This is a genomic window from Acinetobacter sp. YH12040 (assembly GCF_013420005.1).
GTDB classification, from domain to species: Bacteria; Pseudomonadota; Gammaproteobacteria; order Pseudomonadales; family Moraxellaceae; genus Acinetobacter; species Acinetobacter amyesii.
Window position 1 is genome coordinate 187,705 of the sequence record NZ_VOZB01000001.1, and the last position, 19,233, is coordinate 206,937.

A 19,233-nucleotide genomic window follows, 5' to 3' on the forward strand; every position below is an offset into this window, starting at 1 on the left:
TTGGATTCAACAGTGACCCAGCGACTTGAACAAATTCACTCTTCTTTATCAACCACCATTAATGAAACCAACACAAAAAACTTAGCAGAAACAGTAACGACACTAAAGAGCGCTTTTGATCAACCCGAAATACAGAATACTTTAACTAAAACCCAGTTGCAGCCGCTTCAGCTGACGCATACGCCTGAGCTTAAAAAAATACCGACGTCTACCAAGCGGATCAAACCACTCAATGACTTTTTAGGACAAGATCGTGCCCGTGCTTCGGTTGAAGCTGGCATTGCATTGCCCTATTCAGGCTATAACATTTTTGCTGTAGGTACCGCAGGCTTAGGTAAGCGCACCATGATTAAGCGCTTATTACAACAACACGCTAAAAATATGCCAACGCCTTCAGACTGGGTGTATGTCAATAATTTCAAGTTTCCGCGTGAACCGATTGCGCTGAAACTTCCTTCTGGTCAAGCGACAAAATTCCAAACGTTATTACATCAAAGTTGGCAAACTATATTAAAACAGCTTGAACGTCGCTTCACCGCAGAAACCTATCACAATCGCATTGAAATGATTCGCCAACATGCTGGTGATGAACAACATCTTGCTTTAGTTGAATTAACCCGAGAAGGTGAAGAGCTCGATCTTAAACTGATTTCTCAGGATGATGATCATTGTTTCGTTCCGATGCATTTGGTCGATAACAAATACCAAGAAATGTCGAAAGAAGACATCAATGCTTTAAGCAGCAAACAACGTGCTGAAATTGCGTCAAACGTCCGTTATATGGATAAAAAACTTGAACGTCTTGGTCTACATCTTGGTGATCTTGAAGATGACGCACGCGATAAAGTTCAGGTTTTAAACCGTGAAATTGCTAAACAAGTCGTCATGCCGCGTATTGATGTAATTCAAAATAAATTCAGCATGGTTGAAGGCTTGGAAGATTATCTGAAGCAATATGCAGATGACATCATTCAAAATGTTGAGTTTGTGCTTGAGCAAGAAGAAGATGACTTTACACCTGGCCTATTTAACCGCGTGCCATCTCGCTACCAAGCTAACATCATCGCCACACACAAACCAAATGCTGGTGCGCCAGTTATTTTTGAAGATTTCCCAACCCATTACAATTTGCTAGGTCATGTCGAACAACTGACCCAAAATGGCACCATCACCACAGACTTTACGTTAATCCGTCCTGGTGCATTGCATAAGGCCAATGGTGGATTCCTCATCTTGGAAGCTGAACAACTTTTAGAGCAGCCTTATGCATGGCAAGGTCTAAAACGTGCATTAAAGTCAGGACATTTAAAGCTGTCTTCACTTGAACATATGCTTACATTGACAGGCAGTATTTCGATTGAGCCTGAAGCTATTGATTTAAATATCAAAGTGATCCTACTTGCTGAACCTGATATTTATTACGATATTTTAGAACTCGAACCAGAACTGGGCAGTGTCTTTAAAATTCGTGCCGATTTTACCGATACATTACAACGTAATGATATTAATGAGCAGGCATATATGCAGCTAATTGCTGATTATGTGCAAACAGACAAACTTCTGCCGTTTGACCGTACAGCACTTGCTGCACTGTTAACTGATTCAAGTCGTCAAGCTGAAGATCAAAGCTCTTTGTCATTACACGCCCTCACCTTAGGTGATTTGATTCGTGAAGCACATCATCATGCAGCACTTGCTGGCGATAAAATGGTGACAGAAACACATATCAACACCGCTCTTGATCATCGTAAATACCGTCTAGGCTACTTACGTGAATTATATTGGCAAGATCTCACTCGCGGTACACAGTTAATCGAAACCAAAGGTCATCGATTCGGGCAGATTAACGCCCTCTCTGTGATTCAATATGCTGATGTTGAATTTGGTTTACCGTCACGTTTAACGGCTTCGGTTTATCAAGGTGGCGGCGATATTTTAGATATCGAGCGTAGTGTAGAACTTGGTGGTTCTTTACATGCCAAAGGCGTCCTGCTGATGTCGAGTTTCTTAAAGGCACACTTTGGTCGTGAACAAATTTTACATTTTTCTGCTGCCCTTGCCTTTGAGCAAAGCTATGGCCAAGTAGATGGCGACAGCGCAACTGTTGCAGAGCTTTCAGCTCTTATTTCCGCTATTAGCCAATTACCGATCGATCAATCATGGGCAATCACTGGCTCAATGAACCAATTGGGTCAAGTTCAACCGATTGGTGGTGTAAATGCCAAGATTGAAGGCTTCTATGATGCATGTAAATTACAAGGGCTAACAGGCAAGCAAGGTGTGATTATTCCACGCCAAAATATGCAGCACTTGATGTTACGTAAAGATGTGATTGAAGCTGTGCAACAAGGTCAATTCCATATTCATGCCATTGATACCATTGACCAAGCTTTAGAAATTTTGATGGCGCGCCCAGTAGGTACTCTTGATAAAAAAGGTCGTTATAGCAAAGGCTCAATCTATGCTGCTGTCATGGAGCAACTTGAGTACTGGCAAGCGATTGAAGATGGCGCTGAGTTTGAGGAAGAAGAGCCAAAGAAAAAGAAAAAAAAGAAGAAGTCTAAAAAGGCAAAAGATAAAAAGGTAAAGAAGTCTGAAGCTCAAGACAGTACTGCTGAAAATGGGACTGCTGAAAACGAGCAACGTGTTGAAGAAAGTCCGACTGAAGACACTCCGTCATAAATCTTCGATGAGTTTATTCATTTGTTGATTTTTCCACCACCCTTTGTGCTTTAAATGCGTATGGGGATGGTGGAAAAACGCATAAACCACGACTTTTTTGATAAATAAGTCATAAAAAAAGCGCCTTAAAGGCGCTATTTTTATCTGTATCCAATGATCAAAATCATCAAATACACATCCAATTAAGCTTCAGGAGCTGGGCTATATTGTTCAACTAAAGGTTGTAATTCACCTTTTTGGAACATATCAAGCATAATGTCACTACCACCGATCAATTCACCATTGATCCATAATTGTGGGAAAGTCGGCCAGTTTGCAATTTGTGGAAGAGTTGCGCGAATATCTTGATTTTCAAGAATATTTACATAAGCAAATGGACGACCAATTTGACTGAGCGCTTCTACTGCACGCGCAGAGAAACCACACTGTGGAAACTGTGGAGTGCCTTTCATGTAAAGTAGAACTGCGTGTTTAGCAATTTGGTCACGAATTAACGCTTCTGTATCGCGTGCTTGTTCAGTCATTGATATATCCTCAATAAATCTGCTTCGCATTATACCCAAAACTGAGTAAAACAATATGACTAAAGCAATATTTCACGTTTTATTTACATTTCAGCTTTTCAAGTGAGTCATATTTTGCTTATATAGACCTCTTGATGCTCATATATATATGGCGTCTCCTCTATATTATTTCAATCACCTGACAAATTAGAGTTAGTCATGAATAACATTACCCTTGCCCCAGTACAAACTGATCAACCATCGCACTTGATGCCAGTATTTGGCCGCCAACCGATCAGCTTTGTCCGAGGTCAAGGTGCTCACCTGTATACCGCAGATGGCACAGAATACTTAGACGCACTGACAGGGATAGCTGTTTGTGGTTTAGGTCACTCACATCCTGCAATTACAGCTGCAATTGCTGAACAGGCAGCGACCCTCATTCATACCAGTAACTTATTTGAAGTGCCTTGGCAAACGGCTGCTGCGCAAAAATTAGCTGAAGTTGCGGGTATGGAAGAAGTTTTCTTCTCAAATAGTGGTGCAGAATCAAATGAAGGTGCAATCAAAATTGCACGTAAATTTGGTCATATGCAAGGTGTTGCAAGCCCTAAAATTATTGTTGCTGATCATTCATTCCATGGTCGTACCATGGCAACGTTATCTGCGACAGGTAACAAAAAAGTTCAAGAAGGCTTTGGCCCATTGGTTGAAGGTTTTATTCGTGTACCTTTTGGTGATATCAAAGCGATTGAAGAAGCGGCGATTCACCACCCTGACATCGTAGCGATTTTGGTTGAGCCGATCCAAGGTGAAGGTGGTGTAAATACTGCACCTCAAGGTTTTAGCTATTTAGAAGATATTCGTCGTATCTGTAACCAACACAACTGGTTAATGATGCTTGATGAAGTGCAAACAGGTAACGGCCGTACAGGTAAATACTTTGCGTATCAACACACCAATATTGTTCCTGATGTGCTAACTACAGCTAAAGGTCTAGGTAATGGTTTCCCTATTGGCGCAGTCATGACTCAAGGTCGTGGTGTAGGCGTTTTAACAGCGGGTAACCACGGTTCAACTTATAGCGGTACAGCATTAGGTTCACGTGTGGTTTATACCGTGATTGATACCATTCAAAAAGAAAACCTTGTTGAAAATGCTGCAAATATGGGTGCGTACCTTGTTGAGCAATTCACAGAGCAACTTGCCGATCAAAACGTAACTGTTCGTGGTTTTGGTTTAATGGTCGGCATTGAATTACCAAAAGCATGTGGTGAACTTGTGAATATTGCACGTGATGAGCATCACTTGATTATTAACGTAACAGCAGGTTCTGTGATTCGTTTATTACCTACGCTAAACATCAATAAAGAACAAGCGGATATCTTGATTGAACGCATTGTTAAAATGGTGAAAAACTTTCTAGCCTAATTTATGCCGAAAGAAAAAAAAGCCGCTAATTGCGGCTTTTTTTTTATAACTTTTTCAAGCTTTATTGTTTTTATGAGGCTTCTTGGTATACACGTCCGCCTGGTAATTGACTGAAATACAATTTTAATGCATCTAGGCAACGATGAATTTTAGTAGGCTGTTGATCACGTTTAGACATCACAGCATATAGAGTGAATGATGGTAAGCGCCATTCTGGTAAAACTTCAACAAGAGAACCGTTTAATAAGTCTTTTTGCGTATCTAGATATAATATTCTTGCAATGCCATGTCCTTGTTGGCACATTGCTTTTGCAGCAAATACATTATTTGTTGTAAATCGGGAATGCACATCCAATGCAACCTGCTCTTTAGTCACTGCATTTTCAAATGCAAAATGCTGAAAGTTTCTAACCAAATTTATTTGAACCATATCATGATTTTGTAAATCTTCTGGTCGTGTAATTAAACTGGTTTGGTTGATATAGCTTGGTGCTGCAACGAGAACTTGTTCAACATGTGCCAATGGCACCACATGAAACTGTTGATCATCAATTTTTGAACTCATTCGTAGCGCAATATCAATGCGGCCATCAATTAAGTCGATATATTGATTATCTGCTTCTAGATGAACGGATAAACCGCGATGTGCCGACATCCAATGTGACAATGCAGGAATCACATGATTCGCACAAAGTTCTGGTGTTGATGCAATACGTAATTCACCAACTAAGTCGTCACGAAGTTCATTGATACGAATTTTGCCGCGCTCTGCGGCAGATAGCATCTCTTGGCAACTATGAAAAAAAGCTTGTCCAGCTTCTGTCAAACTTAACTTACGTGTTGAACGATGTAAAAGAATGACTTCCATATCCTGCTCTAGTGAGCGGATTTGCTGACTCACGGCACTCGTGGTAATACCTAACTCACGAGCAGCACCGCTAAACGAATTTTTTTCCACAACGCAAGCAAAGACACCCATTGCTCGAAGTTGATCTAACATAAATTTCCCTCATAAACTTATGAGAAGCTTCATCTTTCGATAAAAGCAACTCATTGTATTATACGGGGATATTTTGCTTTTGCATTATATATTTAATTATTTGGTAAAACTGAAGTTGGATTGATTGGTTTACCATCTAAACGCACTTGGAACTCAAGCATCGTGCGGTTGGTACCCGATGAACCCATCTCACCAATTTGCTGCCCTGCTTTGACAGTATCGCCACTTTTGACATTCATTTTACTGTTATGTGCATATGCAGTGATATAGCCATTAATATGCTTCACCAAAATTAAATTGCCGTACTCTTTAAGACCATCGGCGGCATAGACCACTTGACCATCAGCTGCTGCAAAAATAGGATCACCTGTATTACCTGCGTAACGTGTTCCTTTCACATTCGATGCTAAGTTATAGCCTTGTAATACCGTAGGACGCGATACTGGACTCACCCAACGTAAACTTGAAGAACTGACCACTGGCGTTGGAACTGTAGTTCGCGTCACTGTCGATGGAGTGGTTGAAGCTTGAGTCACGGGCGCTGTTTGCGTTGGCATTGCAATCGTTTGGCGTTGAATTGGTGCCGCTTGAGTCATGGCTTGTGTAGACGTCGTACGACGAGAGCCACTATTTTTAAGGCGAATGGATTGTCCAACATAGATGCGATAAGGCTGGGCAATATCGTTCATTTCTGCGATGCTGACATAGCTCAAGCCATAGCGAGCTGCGATGCCACTTAAAGTATCTCCCGAACGCACTGTATAATAATCCGGAGCAGTCGCATAACGGGTCGCATTATTAATTTGTGGTTTTGACGCACAGCCAGTCATGACCAAAGTTGTAACCACAGCAGCAGATAAAACAAGGGTCTTAAATAATGCTGCAGGAGCGGTAATAACGCGATATTGTGACACCAGGGACATCATCTTCCTCACTAATAATTCAAATATAGTCATTATGAATGGGCTAAGATTAGCAAAAATCCACTCTAAAAAAGTTGCGGCATAACCATTTTCACAAAGTTATAACACTAATACTTAAATTTTAGATAACTCTGCGTGTAAGTTATTCAAAATCTCATAGTTTGTAGCATCCATTTGTATAGGCGTTACACTGACATAACCATTTGCCACGGCAAAAAAATCTGACTCGATATCGGTTAAGCCTTTCTTAGGCTCTGCCACTGCCTCGCCTGCCAATCCAATCCAATAGACTTGACGACCACGCGGGTCTACATGACTTGTAATCGGTTTGGACTGTAAACGTCTTCCTTGATAGGTCACTTTGGTGCCTTGAAGTTCAGCAACATCTGGAATATTAATATTAAAAATATGTCGTGCAGGTAGCGCGGGTAGTCCATTGGCAATAAAATCATGCACCCATTGCGCGGCGACTGCATAATCTTCTGGGTTATTATAACTACGCACATTTGGCCCAGCCAAAGACACGGCTAGCGCAGGTTGTTTCATTAAACGGCCTTCAAATGCCGCACCCACTGTCCCTGAATACAGCACATCATCACCTAGATTTGCGCCACTATTGATTCCACTCACCACTAGATCAAATTCGAAGTCGAACAAGCCATTCATTGATAAATACACACAGTCCGCAGGTGTACCATTTACCGCCCACATATTCGGTGCAATTTCGACAGGTCGTAATGGTCGATCTAAAGTCAGTGCACTTGAAAAACCGCTGCGTTCGCTTTCAGGTGCAACAATCACCACACGACCGAGAGGACGCAATGCATGTGCTAAAGCTTGGATACCGGGAGCAAAAACGCCATCATCATTGGCAATTAATATATTCACGACTAAATTTCCATTACTAAAAAATTAAAAATGACTCGCAAGAACATTTTATTGAAATATATGAATAATTATATATATTTACATTTCAACATCCAGCATAAATGTGTGTGTACAAAATGAATAAAACCGTAGCACTTCGTGGTTTATTGAGCTTTGCTCTAGCAGCTTGCATGACTCAAACTGTGGTCGCAGACAATGACTTCACTCAAGAAGAAGCCAATACCATCGTAAAAGAAGATATTGCATCTGCACAAGTCATGTTAGAAGTATGCCCTGCGATTATTGGTCAAAATGCAAAATTTGATGCCAACATTCAAGCACTCACTAAAACATATCTTGCTGATTATTCTGATAAATCAATGACATTAGAAAAACTACAGTCTGACAGCGAATATAAATCAGTTCTTGAAGAAGCGCGTCAAGCTGCTAAAGAAACTGATAAAGCTGAGCAAAAATCAGTTTGTGATGACGTTTTAAGTTATGAAGGTTAATTGATCATTCAGCTTTGGACGTCCTCCAAATAGGTTAGTCCGTATTGCATCAAACCTGCCAAAAAAAGGATGAAGCCTTATAGCCTCATCCTTTTTTCTTTCACAATGTATTGATTTTTAAACAGCTTCAATACAATTTTCTACTGATCTCTACCAGAAATACGATTAAGCTAAGCAAATAAATTTTAGCTATTTGATATCTTTTAGGTTATTTAACAGGTTATTTAAATGAAAAACTCCTTTGTAAAATCTCTTTGTGCCCTTAGCCTTTCTGCTTTTGCTTTCACTACCATGTCTGCACATGCCGCAGATGAAAAAATTGAAGTTACCCCTACACCTCAAGTGACCAGTCAAGAACTTGCAGCTATCTATGTACTATCTGAAGTCTGCCCAAAATTGGTGAATGACAAAGATCAACCAAAGTTTGAAGCGGGTTATGCAAAATTAGCTAAAGAATATATGCCGAATGAAAAGAACCCAGTAAATGCTTTACAGCAACTCAGCAAACAAAAAAGTTTTAAAGACGCTTTAAAAGAAGCGCAGTCTGATGCGAAGAAAGCTGGCGATAAGAAAAATGGTGCGATTTGCAAAGAATTGACTGCTTACAGCAAATAATACCAATTGGTTACAATACTTTTAAAATAAGCGCTTGCACCCCATAGCAGTCCGCCTAGCTTTGTCCTAAAATGCTAGGCTCTTTGTGCTTATACCTAAGTTATTGGAACCACCCAGAATGACCCGAAAAACCGCCCTTGCCGCATTACTACTTGTACCTAGTTTTTCATTCGCGGCAACTGTCCTTTCTGCACCACCTGAATTAAATAATAAATCTTATGTGCTGATGGACTATGAGACAGGGCAAATCCTTGCTTCTAAAAATGAAAACGAAAAATTAGCTCCTGCTTCAATGACAAAAATGATGACCAGTTACATCATTGAGCAAAAGTTATTAAGCGGTGAACTAACTGAAAATGAAAAAGTACGTATGAATGAGTCGGCTTGGTGTCGCGGCAGCAGCACTGAGTCATGTATGTACGTTCCGCTCAACGGTACTGCAACTGCATTAGAAATGTTACGTGGCATTATCATTCAGTCGGGTAACGACGCTTCTAAAGCTATGGCAGAACATATTGCTGGCAATGAAGGCACCTTTGCCCACATGATGAACCAAGAAGCGAAACGTATTGGCATGGTGAATACTCAATTCATCAATGCGACAGGTATGCCAGCTGAAGGACATTTCTCGACTGCCAAAGATATGGCGACTCTTGCGCAACATATCATTCATGACAGTTCAAAATACTATCCGATCTACTCTGAAAAAGAATTTACGTTCAATGGCATTAAGCAAGGCAACCGTAATGCCCTGCTTTATACTGACCCAAGTGTAGATGGTTTAAAAACTGGTCATACTGAAGAAGCGGGCTATTGCTTAACGACTTCAGCTAAACGTGGTCCTTTACGTTTAATTTCAGTGATCTTTGGTGCGCCAAGCATGAACGAGCGTGCATCTCAAACACGTGAAATTTTAGCTTGGGGTTATGCAAACTTTGAAACTGTAAAAGTTCAACCTGCTAAACAAGTGCTTGCAAAAGCAAAAGTTTGGTACGGTAAAGACAATCAAGTTCAAGTAGGTCTAGCTGAAAACTTTAACGTGACGATGCCTAAAGGCGAAGCGAACGCCATTAAAACTCAATTAGTTGTTCAACCAAAATTAACTGCTCCTTTAAAACAAGGTCAAGTGGTCGGTAAATACGTTGCAACGCTTAATGGCAAAGTCATTGCTGAAAAACCACTTGTAGCTCTACAAAATGTTGAAGAAGCTGGTTTCTTTGCAAAAATGATTGATCACATCAAACAATTCTTTAGCAACTTATTCTAAGTTTGATGAAAACTCGATATTAAGACTAAAGTGAAAGCATCTAGATTTCGGTCTAGGTGCTTTTTTATTTTATACTGCCTAAAAACCTGTAGATGACTTTCCTATGAGCCAAAACATTCGCCCTTATTTAGACACTGTTCCACGTATTGCTGACTCTTGCTATATCGATGAAATGTCAGTGGTGATTGGCGATGTTGTATTGGCTGAAAATGTCTCTGTTTGGCCATTTGCTGTGATTCGTGGTGATGTAAACCATATTCGTATTGGTAAAAACTCTAATGTGCAAGATCACTCAATGTTGCATGTGAGTCATAAAAAAGCCGATAAGCCTGAGGGTTCTCCACTGATTATTGGTGAAGATGTCACAATTGGTCATCATGTAAAATTGCATGGCTGTACTATTGGTAATCGTGTTTTAGTCGGTATAGGTACGATTATTTTGGATGATGTAATTGTTGAAGATGATGTGATGATAGGCGCTGGTTCACTTGTCCCACCCAATAAAGTTCTAGAAAGTGGTTATTTATATGTGGGCAGTCCCGTTAAGAAAGTTCGCCCACTGACCGATAAAGAAAAAGCGTTCTTGCCTTATTCAGCGCAGAATTATGTGAAGGTGTCGAATAATTATCTTGATCAAAATAAATAATATACGCATTCGTTTTTAGTTTTAACAGTTCCAGCTTATGTCTAAATGCTTCATTGACAGACAAATTCAAATACAGAGTAACTCTTTAATGTTGATTAAACCTTATACTTTATTCATTACTAGAATATTTTTTGCAGGCGTAATTTTAACCTCTACAACTGCTTTTGCGAATTCAACGCAGTGTAAAGATGATTATGAAAAAATCATTGCCAAAGAAATTAAAGATATCGGCACAGCCTTAAATAAGGGTAATTATGCATTAATCACCGAAAAAACAGATTCATCTATTATCAATTATGCAGGTGGTAAAGATAAATATAATGCCATATTAGAACTTGCTGCAAACTCCTTTAAACAAAATAAAATATATGTCTCTCAAGTTGACACTCATCCTCCAAAACAAAGTTATATCATTGGTAGAAATGAGTTTTGTGCCGTACCTAAACAAGTCACGATTTCTATGAATGGTCGAAAAATGACAGGTGATCTTTCCTTCATGCTTGCCGTACGTCCAATTGAAAGTAAGGAGTGGAAATACATTGATGGTGCGGGTCTTCAAAAGAATCCTGATATGATTTACACGCTATTCCCTGATTTTCCTCGTGATAACAAGACTCCCTTCATTGAATAAAGATTTTAATATTTAACATTACTGCTTTTTAAAGCAAGTATTTTAAAAAGCTGTAATGTTAAATCTATAACAATTCGGTCAGTACTGGACAAAAATATAATTTAACTAAATAATTAAACAATACACTTTTATTTAACAATTTTTCTTACTATAAACAAAAGAAAATAAAACTGTATCATTCATATCATATGTAATTGACTCTACAGAATAATCCCAACCAAATGTTTCCAATAAAGATTTGCAAATAACATTCTTTACAGAATCTGATTTTGCATACTCTTCTAACAAATATATTTTATCTTTTGGAAATGTATAATTATCCATCTGATATATTAATTTAATAGTTGCACCATCTCTGTATATATCTTTCCAAACTGTATATGCATTATTTTTCTTTGGCAGCGTTTGTTTAACGTCGAGAATTGCATCATCTACAAGCAACAAATTTTCATCAGCACCGCTTTTTGCCGTACAACTAACCATTAACATAACAAATATAAATAAACTTAGTATTTTCATCTAATTCTCAAAATATTTTTCAGTGTGAAGATATGTACAATAGATTTATCTTACAAGATTCCTCCACGTTCTTCTTACTTCAATATTGAAACGCATCTCAAGGAAATTAAGAAAAAAATCAATCATAGCCACCGCTCCCTAAATTTTGTAGAATAGCGTTTTTACCCCATGGTGCTTTTCTATGACCGCTTGGACTGCTCATGTCACTGTTGCTACAGTCGTTGAAAAAGACGGAAAATTCCTATTTGTTGAAGAACATACAGAAGGTGTGACCCATACTGTATTTAATCAACCTGCAGGTCATGTTGAAGCTGGCGAAACCATTATTGAAGCCGCCATTCGAGAAACCATGGAAGAAACAGGTCATGATGTAGAAATCACGAACCTCCTAGGCATGTATACTTATACTCCTCCGATGTTCCCTGATCGTACTTATTTCCGTTTCTGTTTCTTAGCTAAGGACATTCAGTACCATTCCGATGCACAGTTAGACACAGGTATTGTCGGTGCAGTATGGATGACGCTTGATGAACTCATTGAGTCTGCCCGTGCGCGCAGTCCATTAGTCATCAAAGCTGTACAAGATGCTCTTTCAGGTCAAAAATTTCCTTTATCGCTCATTTACGAGCACCAAAATTCTCCCTTAATTTCAAATTTGGATGCTTAATCCTATGCAACAACGTGTCATCGTCGGTATGTCTGGTGGTGTAGATTCTTCTGTATCTGCAGCACTTTTACTTCAACAAGGTTATCAAGTTGAAGGTCTTTTCATGAAAAACTGGGAAGAAGATGACGGCACGGAATACTGTACGGCAATGGAAGATCTTGCCGATGCTCAAGCTGTTTGTGACAAAATTGGTATCAAACTTCATACCGCAAACTTTGCGATGGAATATTGGGACCGTGTCTTTGAGCATTTTTTAGAAGAATATGCCGCTGGTCGTACACCAAATCCAGATATTCTCTGCAATAAAGAAATTAAATTCCGTGCATTTCTTGACCATGCTGTGAACTTAGGTGCTGACTTTATTGCGACAGGCCATTATTGCCGTCGTGGTGAAACGCTAAAAAATTCACGTGGTGAAGAGTATGCACCTCTACTGCGTGGCCTAGACAACAATAAAGACCAAACCTATTTCCTACATGCAGTGCATGGTCGTGAAATTAACAAAACTTTGTTCCCTGTAGGTGAAATTGAAAAACCACAAGTGCGTAAAATCGCTGAAGAACTTGGTTTAGCCACTGCGAAGAAAAAAGACTCTACTGGCATCTGCTTTATTGGCGAACGTCGATTTAATGACTTCTTAAAGCAATATTTACCTGCTCAACCCGGAAAAATCGTCTTAGACACGGGTAAAGAGGTTGGTGAACATCACGGCTTAATGTACTATACGCTCGGCCAACGTGGTGGCATCGGTCTTGGTGGTCTAAAAGGTGCTGAAGAAGGCGCTTGGTTTGTACTTCACAAAGACATTGAGGGTAACCGCCTAGTCGTTGGTCAAGGTCATGAACATCCACTCATGCAAAGCACCATTTTATGGTCTGAAGCGATTGATTGGGTGGCTGGTGAACAAGAGATTCCTGAATCAGGTTTCCGCTGCACAGCGAAAACTCGTTATCGTCAGCCTGACCAAGACTGTACATTATTTAAAGACTCTACAGCGCCAAATGGTGTGCGTGTCGAGTTCGATGAGCCACAACGTGCTGTTACACCGGGTCAAAGTGTGGTGTTCTACACCGGTGAAGTTTGTTTAGGTGGCGGTGTGATTCATCATACCAATGCGCCTAAACCGGATTTTATTGTATAAGGATTGTTTCGGATGACAGAGTTACCGTTTCAACAGCCTCAGACTCTGAATACTCGCCAAAATCGTGCATTGGCGTTAGCTGCTGTATTTCAAGCAACACAGCTGACTCACATGACTGCATTGACTGGGCAACAGAGTATCGGGGAAAGCGGTAACTTTTATTTTGAACATCTCATTAAAGCCAGTTTAAATATCCGTCCCAAGTCGAATCAGTCTAGTCAGACGCTCGATTTTTTTAGTGGTTTGGCGGATATTTCACTGGGTTTAAAGACCTTAGAAAGTAGCATTACTCAACCCTTCAATACATCTCCCAAATCTAGACTTCCTAAACTTGCCAATACCAAGCTACCCATGACGTATGCGATGGCGTTATTGCAGTTAGAAAAGAAAGTCTACAGCAATCCCAAATTTGTCGAATCCATTGAACAATCCCAACAAAAAATCCTAAGACAGCTTTCCTTTTTCGATAATAATTATTTACATCCAAGTATCATTGCCAATTTAGCGCAAACCTATATTGAAACTGCTGGCCAAATTAATCCACGTATTATGGTTCGTGGTAATGCCGAAGCATTTAAAGACACCTCTCATACCAATCGCATTCGCGCCACCTTATTTACCGGCTTACAAATGGCACATTTATGGCGTCAGCTCGGCGGTAGCTCATGGGATATGATTTTCAGCAAGCGTAAGCTGCTCCAAGATATTCAAGATCTCGCTCGTTTACAGTATCAGGTGGTTTAACTGATGCAGTACGGGCTTTTTGTTTTACGTTTAATTCCAAAATTTAAGGAATCGCTATGAACGCTTTAACCGCACTTTCTCCATTAGATGGACGTTACGCAAGCAAATGTGATGCTCTACGTCCCTTCCTCTCTGAGTTTGGTTTAATCCATGCTCGTGTGACTGTTGAAGTGCGTTGGTTACAAGCGCTTGCGAACCGTCCTGAAATCACAGAAGTTCCAGCATTCAGTGCTGAAACGAATGCTGCACTTGACGCAATCGTTGCAAATTTCTCTGAAGACAATGCAAACCGCATTAAAGAAATTGAACGTACAACAAACCATGACGTAAAAGCAGTTGAGTACTTCTTAAAAGAGCAAATCGCACATATCGATGAGCTTAAAAATGCAGGCGAATTTATTCACTTTGCATGTACATCTGAAGACATCAACAACTTGTCTCACGCTTTAATGCTTAAAAATGGCCGTGAAGTTTTAGTTGCAGCAATGCAGCAAATCATCGATTCAATCGTTGCTTTGGCTGAACAACACGCTGAACAACCAATGTTGTCTCGTACACACGGTCAAACTGCAAGCCCAACAACTTTGGGTAAAGAAATGGCGAACGTGGCTTACCGCCTTGCACGTCAAATCAAGCAATTCAAACAAGTTGAATTACTTGGTAAAATTAACGGTGCAGTAGGTAACTACAACGCGCACTACTCTGCTTACCCTGAAATTAACTGGCCTGCGCATTCACAAGCATTTGTTGAATCTTTAGGCTTAAAATTTAACCCGTACACCACTCAAATCGAACCACATGACTACATGGCGGAACTTTTTGATGCGCTACGTCGTTTCAATACGATTTTGATCGACTTTAACCGTGACGTTTGGGGATACATCTCACTTGGTTTCTTCAAACAACGTTTGAAAGAAGGCGAAGTTGGTTCTTCAACGATGCCGCATAAAGTAAACCCAATTGACTTCGAAAACTCTGAAGGTAACTTAGGTATTGCAAATGCAGTACTTGCGCATTTAGGCGAAAAACTTCCTGTATCTCGTTGGCAGCGTGACTTAACTGACTCAACTGTGCTTCGTAACATGGGTGTTGGTTTTGCACAAAGCTTGATTGCATTTGAAGCTTGTTCTAAAGGTATTGGCAAACTTGAGTTGAATGCTCAACGTATTCTAGAAGACCTCGACCATGCTCAAGAAGTGCTTGCTGAACCGATTCAAACTGTTATGCGTCGTTATGCAGTTGAAAAACCATACGAAAAACTTAAAGCCCTCACTCGTGGTCAAGCAATGACTCGCGAAATGATGGTTGATTTCGTAAATGGTAATGAGCTTGAAGCTGTTCCTGCTGCTGACCGTGCACGCCTTGCAGAAATGACACCTGCGACTTATACAGGTAATGCATCGACTCAAGCAGCAAACATTAAAGATCTTATTTCTAAAATCTGATTTTAGATAGATCAAAAAAACGAGGCATCATGCCTCGTTTTTTGTTTCCACCTATATACTCCTTCTCTCTTTGAGATGAGGAGCATGCTCCGCAAGAGGATGAGAATTTCCACCTCCAAACCCTCTTATACAAGGAGAGAGAAAATTTAGAAGTAATTTTATTCTGCAGGGCAATATTTCGCCCAATCATCTTTCATCCGTTGTAATTCACAGCCTGTTAAAACATCTGAATAATAAACATAATATGTGGCATTGGGATACTGAATTTCATGGCGAAACATCATGCCGCGCAAAGATACAGAGAGCTCTTCTGGAAAATCATCTGTTAAATTAAGTTCTTCAAACTCATAGTTAAAATAACAATTTTGAGTCGCAATAAATGCCTCAACAACGGCCATAGTTACTTCCAAATACTTAAACATCGATATTCATCTGAGTTTAATACAATCTTTTTAAAAATACTTATCCCCAGCCGCAAACTAAAGACATTTGAAAAAATAATGCACAAATTCTAGCGCCGTCTAACTAACACTTTTCATCGCATTATGGCTATACTTGCCGCGAATTATAACCACTGCACACCGATAAAAATTTTGAGCTTTGCCTTTTCATGATTGATTTCAAATTAAAACTTAAGCACATCTTAGCTTTTGCGTTATTAACGCTTGCCATTGTGATCGCCAGTATCCAACCTTTAGAAATGGAAGCGTATATCCTCCATCAAATAGGCACAGCGTTTATGCTGATCGTGTTGCTCGTTTTCCTCTATAAAATAGGGCTAACTTTCACAACAGTTTGTCTGTATCTTGGCTTTTTACTGATTCATGTCATTGGTGCCCATTATTTATATTCTTATGTGCCTTATTCTGAATGGACACAAGCTCTCCTCGGTTTCAACCTTGACCAAAGCATGGGATGGACTCGGAATATGTATGATCGGCTTGTACATCTTGCCTATGGTTTGCTGCTCTACCCGTTCTTTTATCGCATATTTCAAATCTGGCTACCGCAGTTAAAAGCCGGAACACTCTTTTTATTGGTCGTACAATTCGTCATGGCGACCAGTTTATTTTATGAATGGATCGAATGGCTGATTGCCATTGGCTTATCACCAGAAGAAGCTGAAAATTATAATGGGCAACAAGGTGATATTTGGGATGCACATAAAGATATGCTGCTTGCAACACTTGGTGCGATGATCACTGGTGGCCTTTTATATTTCAATCAGAAACAATCTTAAATAAAAAAAGCACTCATCCGAGTGCTTTTTTATCGCTATATACAAGAATGGATGTATTAATACAGTGGTAGCGCATTTAAGGCTTGATCTAATGGATCTAAAGCACCCCATGCTGTTTGTAACGATGTATTTGAAACTGCTGCGACATCCAATACAGGATTAGTAGAGACATTTAAATGAGATGAATCACCAGATATTACATCAAGAGCATTGTTGGGTTCAGGATTACTCAATATGCCGTTCAAATCGATTTGATCATCAGAAATAAAAGAGCTTGTTTCGTTTAAGCCAAAGCTCGACACACTATGCTGCACAAGTACATCGAATACATTATTATCATCTATTAACAGCGATGCTTGATCATGTAATTCATCCGAAGCCTGCTCTAATGGCATCAAGAATAAACTCGCTTTAGCAACTGTCATCGCTTCAACGGTAAAATCAAATGCTGAGCTTTTCGCACTGGTATTTCCTGCCGCATCCGTTTGGGTAAAACTATAACTGTACTTGCCTGCGGCTAAGTCAGACTCTGGTGTATACAACCATTTTCCACTGGTATCTGCTTTGACGGTTGCCACTGCGATGCCATTTTTATAAATGGTAATCGTGGCATTGGCCTCACTTTTACCTTCAAAACTAGGGGTGGAATCTTGAGTGCTCTCCCCCTGTTTAATGGTGAGCTTTGTAGTCTCTCGATCATCATACACCGTCGTCAATGTCGGAGCAGATGGTGCAATAGTATCCTTTGTCCCAATAACTTGCGTGCTCTTTGAGCTATTGCCAGCCGCATCTGTCGCAGTCACTTGGACAATATTATTATCTGTTATTGCGCTGCTTAATTTCACCGTATAGCGACCATCGTCGCCTACAGTTGCAGTACCAAGCGTATTTCCCGCACTGTTTTTAATGGTAATTTTGGCACCAATTTCAGCACTTCCTGAGACTTCTGTACCATCAGTATTGATTGTTGCTGTTGGCGCGACGGGTGCCGTATTATCCGTTCCAGCAGTGACATTTAAAGGTACCGATTGATTGCCTGCTGCATCAACCACAATAATAGTTGTCTTATTACTATCCGACAGTGCTGGGGACAATGTCAGTTTAAATTGACCATTGGCATCTACCGTAGTAGTAGCAATGACTTGTGAATTTGCATCTAAGATTTGAATGGTGCTGTTGGCTTCAGCCGTACCAACCAGTTCAGTTCCGGCTTTATTCACTTCAATTTTAGGTTGATCAGGTCGAAGCGTATCTTTGCCCATTTCAACCAACTGCACTTCAGATTTATTGCCAGCTTTATCTTCTACAATGACTTTAGCCGTCTCACCTGCTTGTAAAGTATCACTTAATGCAATGGAGAAATTGCCATCACTTGCCGCAGTCACAGGCCCACCTAAAAGCGTTGTGCCATCTGCAGCATAAACATATACTTTTGCACCCGCTTCGGCAGAACCTGAGACAAACTTACCGCTTTCATCCACTTGTGCATTTGCCGCGTCCGGCGAAATTGTATCTTTACTACCCGTCAATATCGTCGATTGAGAACTATTTCCCGCCTTGTCTTTAGCGTACAAAATCACGCGATTGCCGTCTGTAATCGCGTCATCTAAAGTAATTTTATAGTTGCCATCAGCATCTGCTTTAGATTGACCAATCGTATTGCCTTTCGCATCTACGATATAAACCGTTGCACCCACTTCCGCCTTACCGGACACGACTTTTCCGTCACTATCAAAACTTCCAGTTGGCGTACTTGGCGCTGTTTTGTCATTGCTAGAGGATTGTTCATCTTCTTTGTCAAAAGCCAGCAGATATACCGCTTCTGCACCCAAGATCGCCAATCCTGCCTTAAGTAGTGATGGCGAGCCATCATCCTCACTTGCAACTTCCGTAGCTTGAGCAGGTGTTGTTGCCTGATTTAACTGTGTCGATGCAGATAAAGGCTGCGCAAATTCATTCACTGAACGATAACTCACCGTTTTGCCATCGACATCCATTTCGACTAGCTCAAATTGCTCTGGCCCACTATGTAAAACCAAAGAATTATCAGAGCTAAAGTCATCTGTATAAAAATGATCAATCACGATTTTTTGACCATTTTTCAGGGTAATCACACATTGATTTCCGACTCGATGGATCGACTGAATATCGGCTGGCTTGAGTTCTAACTGAATAACGGACGGTTGAGATATTTGTATTTTTGTGGCCTGAGTTTCTTTTAAAATCGTTTGATCTTTCTTTGATATCACGACAATTTTTGTCATTTCGCCCTCAGTGTTATTATGTAATAAACATCTAATAAATAATTAGTTAAGTACCTTATCAAATTGGTGCTGAACAGACAAACCATTCTGGATGTAAATTCATCAGAATTATTTTTATTTAATTATTCACCTTAAA

At 40.1% G+C, this 19,233-nt stretch carries 19 protein-coding genes; 12 read left to right on the forward strand and 7 right to left on the reverse strand.

Annotated elements, in window-relative coordinates:
• Window positions 1-33: 33 nt before the first annotated feature.
• Window positions 34-2,682 carry a Lon protease family protein gene (locus tag FTT99_RS00885; protein WP_373684570.1) on the forward strand — a complete coding sequence of 883 codons (2,649 nt, stop codon included), beginning with the start codon at window positions 34-36 and terminating at the stop codon, window positions 2,680-2,682.
• A gap of 182 nt (window positions 2,683-2,864) precedes the next feature.
• Here FTT99_RS00885 and grxD read toward each other — a convergent pair whose 3' ends face one another.
• Entirely contained in the window at window positions 2,865-3,206 is a 342-nt protein-coding gene (gene grxD / locus FTT99_RS00890) for a Grx4 family monothiol glutaredoxin (protein ID WP_067762767.1), read from the reverse strand.
• A gap of 198 nt (window positions 3,207-3,404) precedes the next feature.
• Here grxD and FTT99_RS00895 point away from each other — a divergent pair, with 198 nt between their 5' ends.
• Window positions 3,405-4,616 (forward strand): aspartate aminotransferase family protein, encoded by a 1,212-nt coding sequence (locus FTT99_RS00895; protein WP_180130337.1) that lies wholly within the window; start codon window positions 3,405-3,407, stop codon window positions 4,614-4,616.
• A gap of 70 nt (window positions 4,617-4,686) precedes the next feature.
• Here the strand turns inward: FTT99_RS00895 and FTT99_RS00900 are convergent, their stop codons facing one another.
• The 3 genes from FTT99_RS00900 to surE all read right to left on the reverse strand — a co-directional run bounded on the left by FTT99_RS00900 (window position 4,687) and on the right by surE (window position 7,427).
• Window positions 4,687-5,616 carry a LysR family transcriptional regulator gene (locus FTT99_RS00900; protein ID WP_111884224.1) on the reverse strand — a complete coding sequence of 310 codons (930 nt, stop codon included), beginning with the start codon at window positions 5,614-5,616 and terminating at the stop codon, window positions 4,687-4,689.
• A 92-nt stretch (window positions 5,617-5,708) separates the two neighbouring features.
• On the reverse strand, window positions 5,709-6,539 hold the full coding sequence (locus FTT99_RS00905) for a peptidoglycan DD-metalloendopeptidase family protein (RefSeq protein WP_078191836.1): 831 nt from the start codon (window positions 6,537-6,539) through the stop codon (window positions 5,709-5,711).
• Window positions 6,540-6,653: 114 nt separating this feature from the next.
• Entirely contained in the window at window positions 6,654-7,427 is a 774-nt protein-coding gene (gene surE / locus FTT99_RS00910; protein WP_111884223.1) for a 5'/3'-nucleotidase SurE, read from the reverse strand.
• 116 nt (window positions 7,428-7,543) lie between these two features.
• Between surE and FTT99_RS00915 the strand changes: the two genes are divergently transcribed.
• The 5 genes from FTT99_RS00915 (at window position 7,544) to FTT99_RS00935 (ending at window position 11,077) form a co-directional block, all read left to right on the forward strand.
• Window positions 7,544-7,918 carry an MCR_0457 family protein gene (locus tag FTT99_RS00915; RefSeq protein ID WP_111884222.1) on the forward strand — a complete coding sequence of 125 codons (375 nt, stop codon included), beginning with the start codon at window positions 7,544-7,546 and terminating at the stop codon, window positions 7,916-7,918.
• A gap of 228 nt (window positions 7,919-8,146) precedes the next feature.
• Window positions 8,147-8,533 (forward strand): MCR_0457 family protein, encoded by a 387-nt coding sequence (locus FTT99_RS00920; RefSeq protein ID WP_111884221.1) that lies wholly within the window; start codon window positions 8,147-8,149, stop codon window positions 8,531-8,533.
• A gap of 118 nt (window positions 8,534-8,651) precedes the next feature.
• Window positions 8,652-9,800: a D-alanyl-D-alanine carboxypeptidase PBP5/6 gene (gene dacC / locus FTT99_RS00925; RefSeq protein WP_180130335.1), complete on the forward strand. Its 1,149-nt coding sequence runs from the start codon at window positions 8,652-8,654 to the stop codon at window positions 9,798-9,800.
• 103 nt (window positions 9,801-9,903) lie between these two features.
• Window positions 9,904-10,446 (forward strand): gamma carbonic anhydrase family protein, encoded by a 543-nt coding sequence (locus FTT99_RS00930; protein ID WP_180035324.1) that lies wholly within the window; start codon window positions 9,904-9,906, stop codon window positions 10,444-10,446.
• Between the two features lie 88 nt (window positions 10,447-10,534).
• Window positions 10,535-11,077: a hypothetical protein gene (locus FTT99_RS00935; protein WP_180161158.1), complete on the forward strand. Its 543-nt coding sequence runs from the start codon at window positions 10,535-10,537 to the stop codon at window positions 11,075-11,077.
• A gap of 132 nt (window positions 11,078-11,209) precedes the next feature.
• Here the strand turns inward: FTT99_RS00935 and FTT99_RS00940 are convergent, their stop codons facing one another.
• On the reverse strand, window positions 11,210-11,596 hold the full coding sequence (locus FTT99_RS00940) for a hypothetical protein (RefSeq protein WP_078191841.1): 387 nt from the start codon (window positions 11,594-11,596) through the stop codon (window positions 11,210-11,212).
• A gap of 181 nt (window positions 11,597-11,777) precedes the next feature.
• On the opposite strand from FTT99_RS00940, the gene FTT99_RS00945 reads away from it, so the two are divergent.
• From FTT99_RS00945 to purB, 4 genes are read left to right on the forward strand one after another with little or no spacing between them, the layout of a single operon-like run.
• On the forward strand, window positions 11,778-12,263 hold the full coding sequence (locus FTT99_RS00945) for an NUDIX hydrolase (RefSeq protein ID WP_180010414.1): 486 nt from the start codon (window positions 11,778-11,780) through the stop codon (window positions 12,261-12,263).
• A gap of 4 nt (window positions 12,264-12,267) precedes the next feature.
• Window positions 12,268-13,404, forward strand: coding sequence for a tRNA 2-thiouridine(34) synthase MnmA (gene mnmA / locus FTT99_RS00950; RefSeq protein ID WP_180093502.1), 1,137 nt, complete (start codon window positions 12,268-12,270; stop codon window positions 13,402-13,404).
• A 12-nt stretch (window positions 13,405-13,416) separates the two neighbouring features.
• The gene (hflD, locus tag FTT99_RS00955) at window positions 13,417-14,148 is read left to right on the forward strand and encodes a high frequency lysogenization protein HflD (protein WP_218954474.1); all 732 of its coding nucleotides are present in this window, start codon (window positions 13,417-13,419) and stop codon (window positions 14,146-14,148) included.
• A gap of 56 nt (window positions 14,149-14,204) precedes the next feature.
• Window positions 14,205-15,593 carry an adenylosuccinate lyase gene (purB, locus tag FTT99_RS00960; RefSeq protein WP_111884214.1) on the forward strand — a complete coding sequence of 463 codons (1,389 nt, stop codon included), beginning with the start codon at window positions 14,205-14,207 and terminating at the stop codon, window positions 15,591-15,593.
• A gap of 158 nt (window positions 15,594-15,751) precedes the next feature.
• Here the strand turns inward: purB and FTT99_RS00965 are convergent, their stop codons facing one another.
• Entirely contained in the window at window positions 15,752-15,991 is a 240-nt protein-coding gene (locus FTT99_RS00965; protein ID WP_180060146.1) for a hypothetical protein, read from the reverse strand.
• 212 nt (window positions 15,992-16,203) lie between these two features.
• On the opposite strand from FTT99_RS00965, the gene FTT99_RS00970 reads away from it, so the two are divergent.
• Window positions 16,204-16,833 (forward strand): DUF2238 domain-containing protein, encoded by a 630-nt coding sequence (locus FTT99_RS00970; protein WP_180129413.1) that lies wholly within the window; start codon window positions 16,204-16,206, stop codon window positions 16,831-16,833.
• A 56-nt stretch (window positions 16,834-16,889) separates the two neighbouring features.
• Here the strand turns inward: FTT99_RS00970 and FTT99_RS00975 are convergent, their stop codons facing one another.
• Window positions 16,890-19,097: an Ig-like domain-containing protein gene (locus FTT99_RS00975; RefSeq protein WP_180129412.1), complete on the reverse strand. Its 2,208-nt coding sequence runs from the start codon at window positions 19,095-19,097 to the stop codon at window positions 16,890-16,892.
• Window positions 19,098-19,233: the final 136 nt, after the last annotated feature.

What these genes read in the sequence shown, in the direction of transcription:
- FTT99_RS00975 (WP_180129412.1), bottom strand. Translation starts at nt 19,097, where the DNA reads ATGACAAAAATTGTCGTGATATCAAAGAAAGATCAAACGATTTTAAAA.
- FTT99_RS00895 (WP_180130337.1), top strand. Translation starts at nt 3,405, where the DNA reads ATGAATAACATTACCCTTGCCCCAGTACAAACTGATCAACCATCGCAC.
- FTT99_RS00935 (WP_180161158.1), top strand. Translation starts at nt 10,535, where the DNA reads ATGTTGATTAAACCTTATACTTTATTCATTACTAGAATATTTTTTGCA.
- FTT99_RS00930 (WP_180035324.1), top strand. Translation starts at nt 9,904, where the DNA reads ATGAGCCAAAACATTCGCCCTTATTTAGACACTGTTCCACGTATTGCT.
- FTT99_RS00905 (WP_078191836.1), bottom strand. Translation starts at nt 6,539, where the DNA reads ATGTCCCTGGTGTCACAATATCGCGTTATTACCGCTCCTGCAGCATTA.
- FTT99_RS00970 (WP_180129413.1), top strand. Translation starts at nt 16,204, where the DNA reads ATGATTGATTTCAAATTAAAACTTAAGCACATCTTAGCTTTTGCGTTA.
- dacC (WP_180130335.1), top strand. Translation starts at nt 8,652, where the DNA reads ATGACCCGAAAAACCGCCCTTGCCGCATTACTACTTGTACCTAGTTTT.
- grxD (WP_067762767.1), bottom strand. Translation starts at nt 3,206, where the DNA reads ATGACTGAACAAGCACGCGATACAGAAGCGTTAATTCGTGACCAAATT.
- FTT99_RS00965 (WP_180060146.1), bottom strand. Translation starts at nt 15,991, where the DNA reads ATGGCCGTTGTTGAGGCATTTATTGCGACTCAAAATTGTTATTTTAAC.
- mnmA (WP_180093502.1), top strand. Translation starts at nt 12,268, where the DNA reads ATGCAACAACGTGTCATCGTCGGTATGTCTGGTGGTGTAGATTCTTCT.
- purB (WP_111884214.1), top strand. Translation starts at nt 14,205, where the DNA reads ATGAACGCTTTAACCGCACTTTCTCCATTAGATGGACGTTACGCAAGC.
- FTT99_RS00915 (WP_111884222.1), top strand. Translation starts at nt 7,544, where the DNA reads ATGAATAAAACCGTAGCACTTCGTGGTTTATTGAGCTTTGCTCTAGCA.
- FTT99_RS00940 (WP_078191841.1), bottom strand. Translation starts at nt 11,596, where the DNA reads ATGAAAATACTAAGTTTATTTATATTTGTTATGTTAATGGTTAGTTGT.
- FTT99_RS00945 (WP_180010414.1), top strand. Translation starts at nt 11,778, where the DNA reads ATGACCGCTTGGACTGCTCATGTCACTGTTGCTACAGTCGTTGAAAAA.
- FTT99_RS00900 (WP_111884224.1), bottom strand. Translation starts at nt 5,616, where the DNA reads ATGTTAGATCAACTTCGAGCAATGGGTGTCTTTGCTTGCGTTGTGGAA.
- hflD (WP_218954474.1), top strand. Translation starts at nt 13,417, where the DNA reads ATGACAGAGTTACCGTTTCAACAGCCTCAGACTCTGAATACTCGCCAA.
- FTT99_RS00920 (WP_111884221.1), top strand. Translation starts at nt 8,147, where the DNA reads ATGAAAAACTCCTTTGTAAAATCTCTTTGTGCCCTTAGCCTTTCTGCT.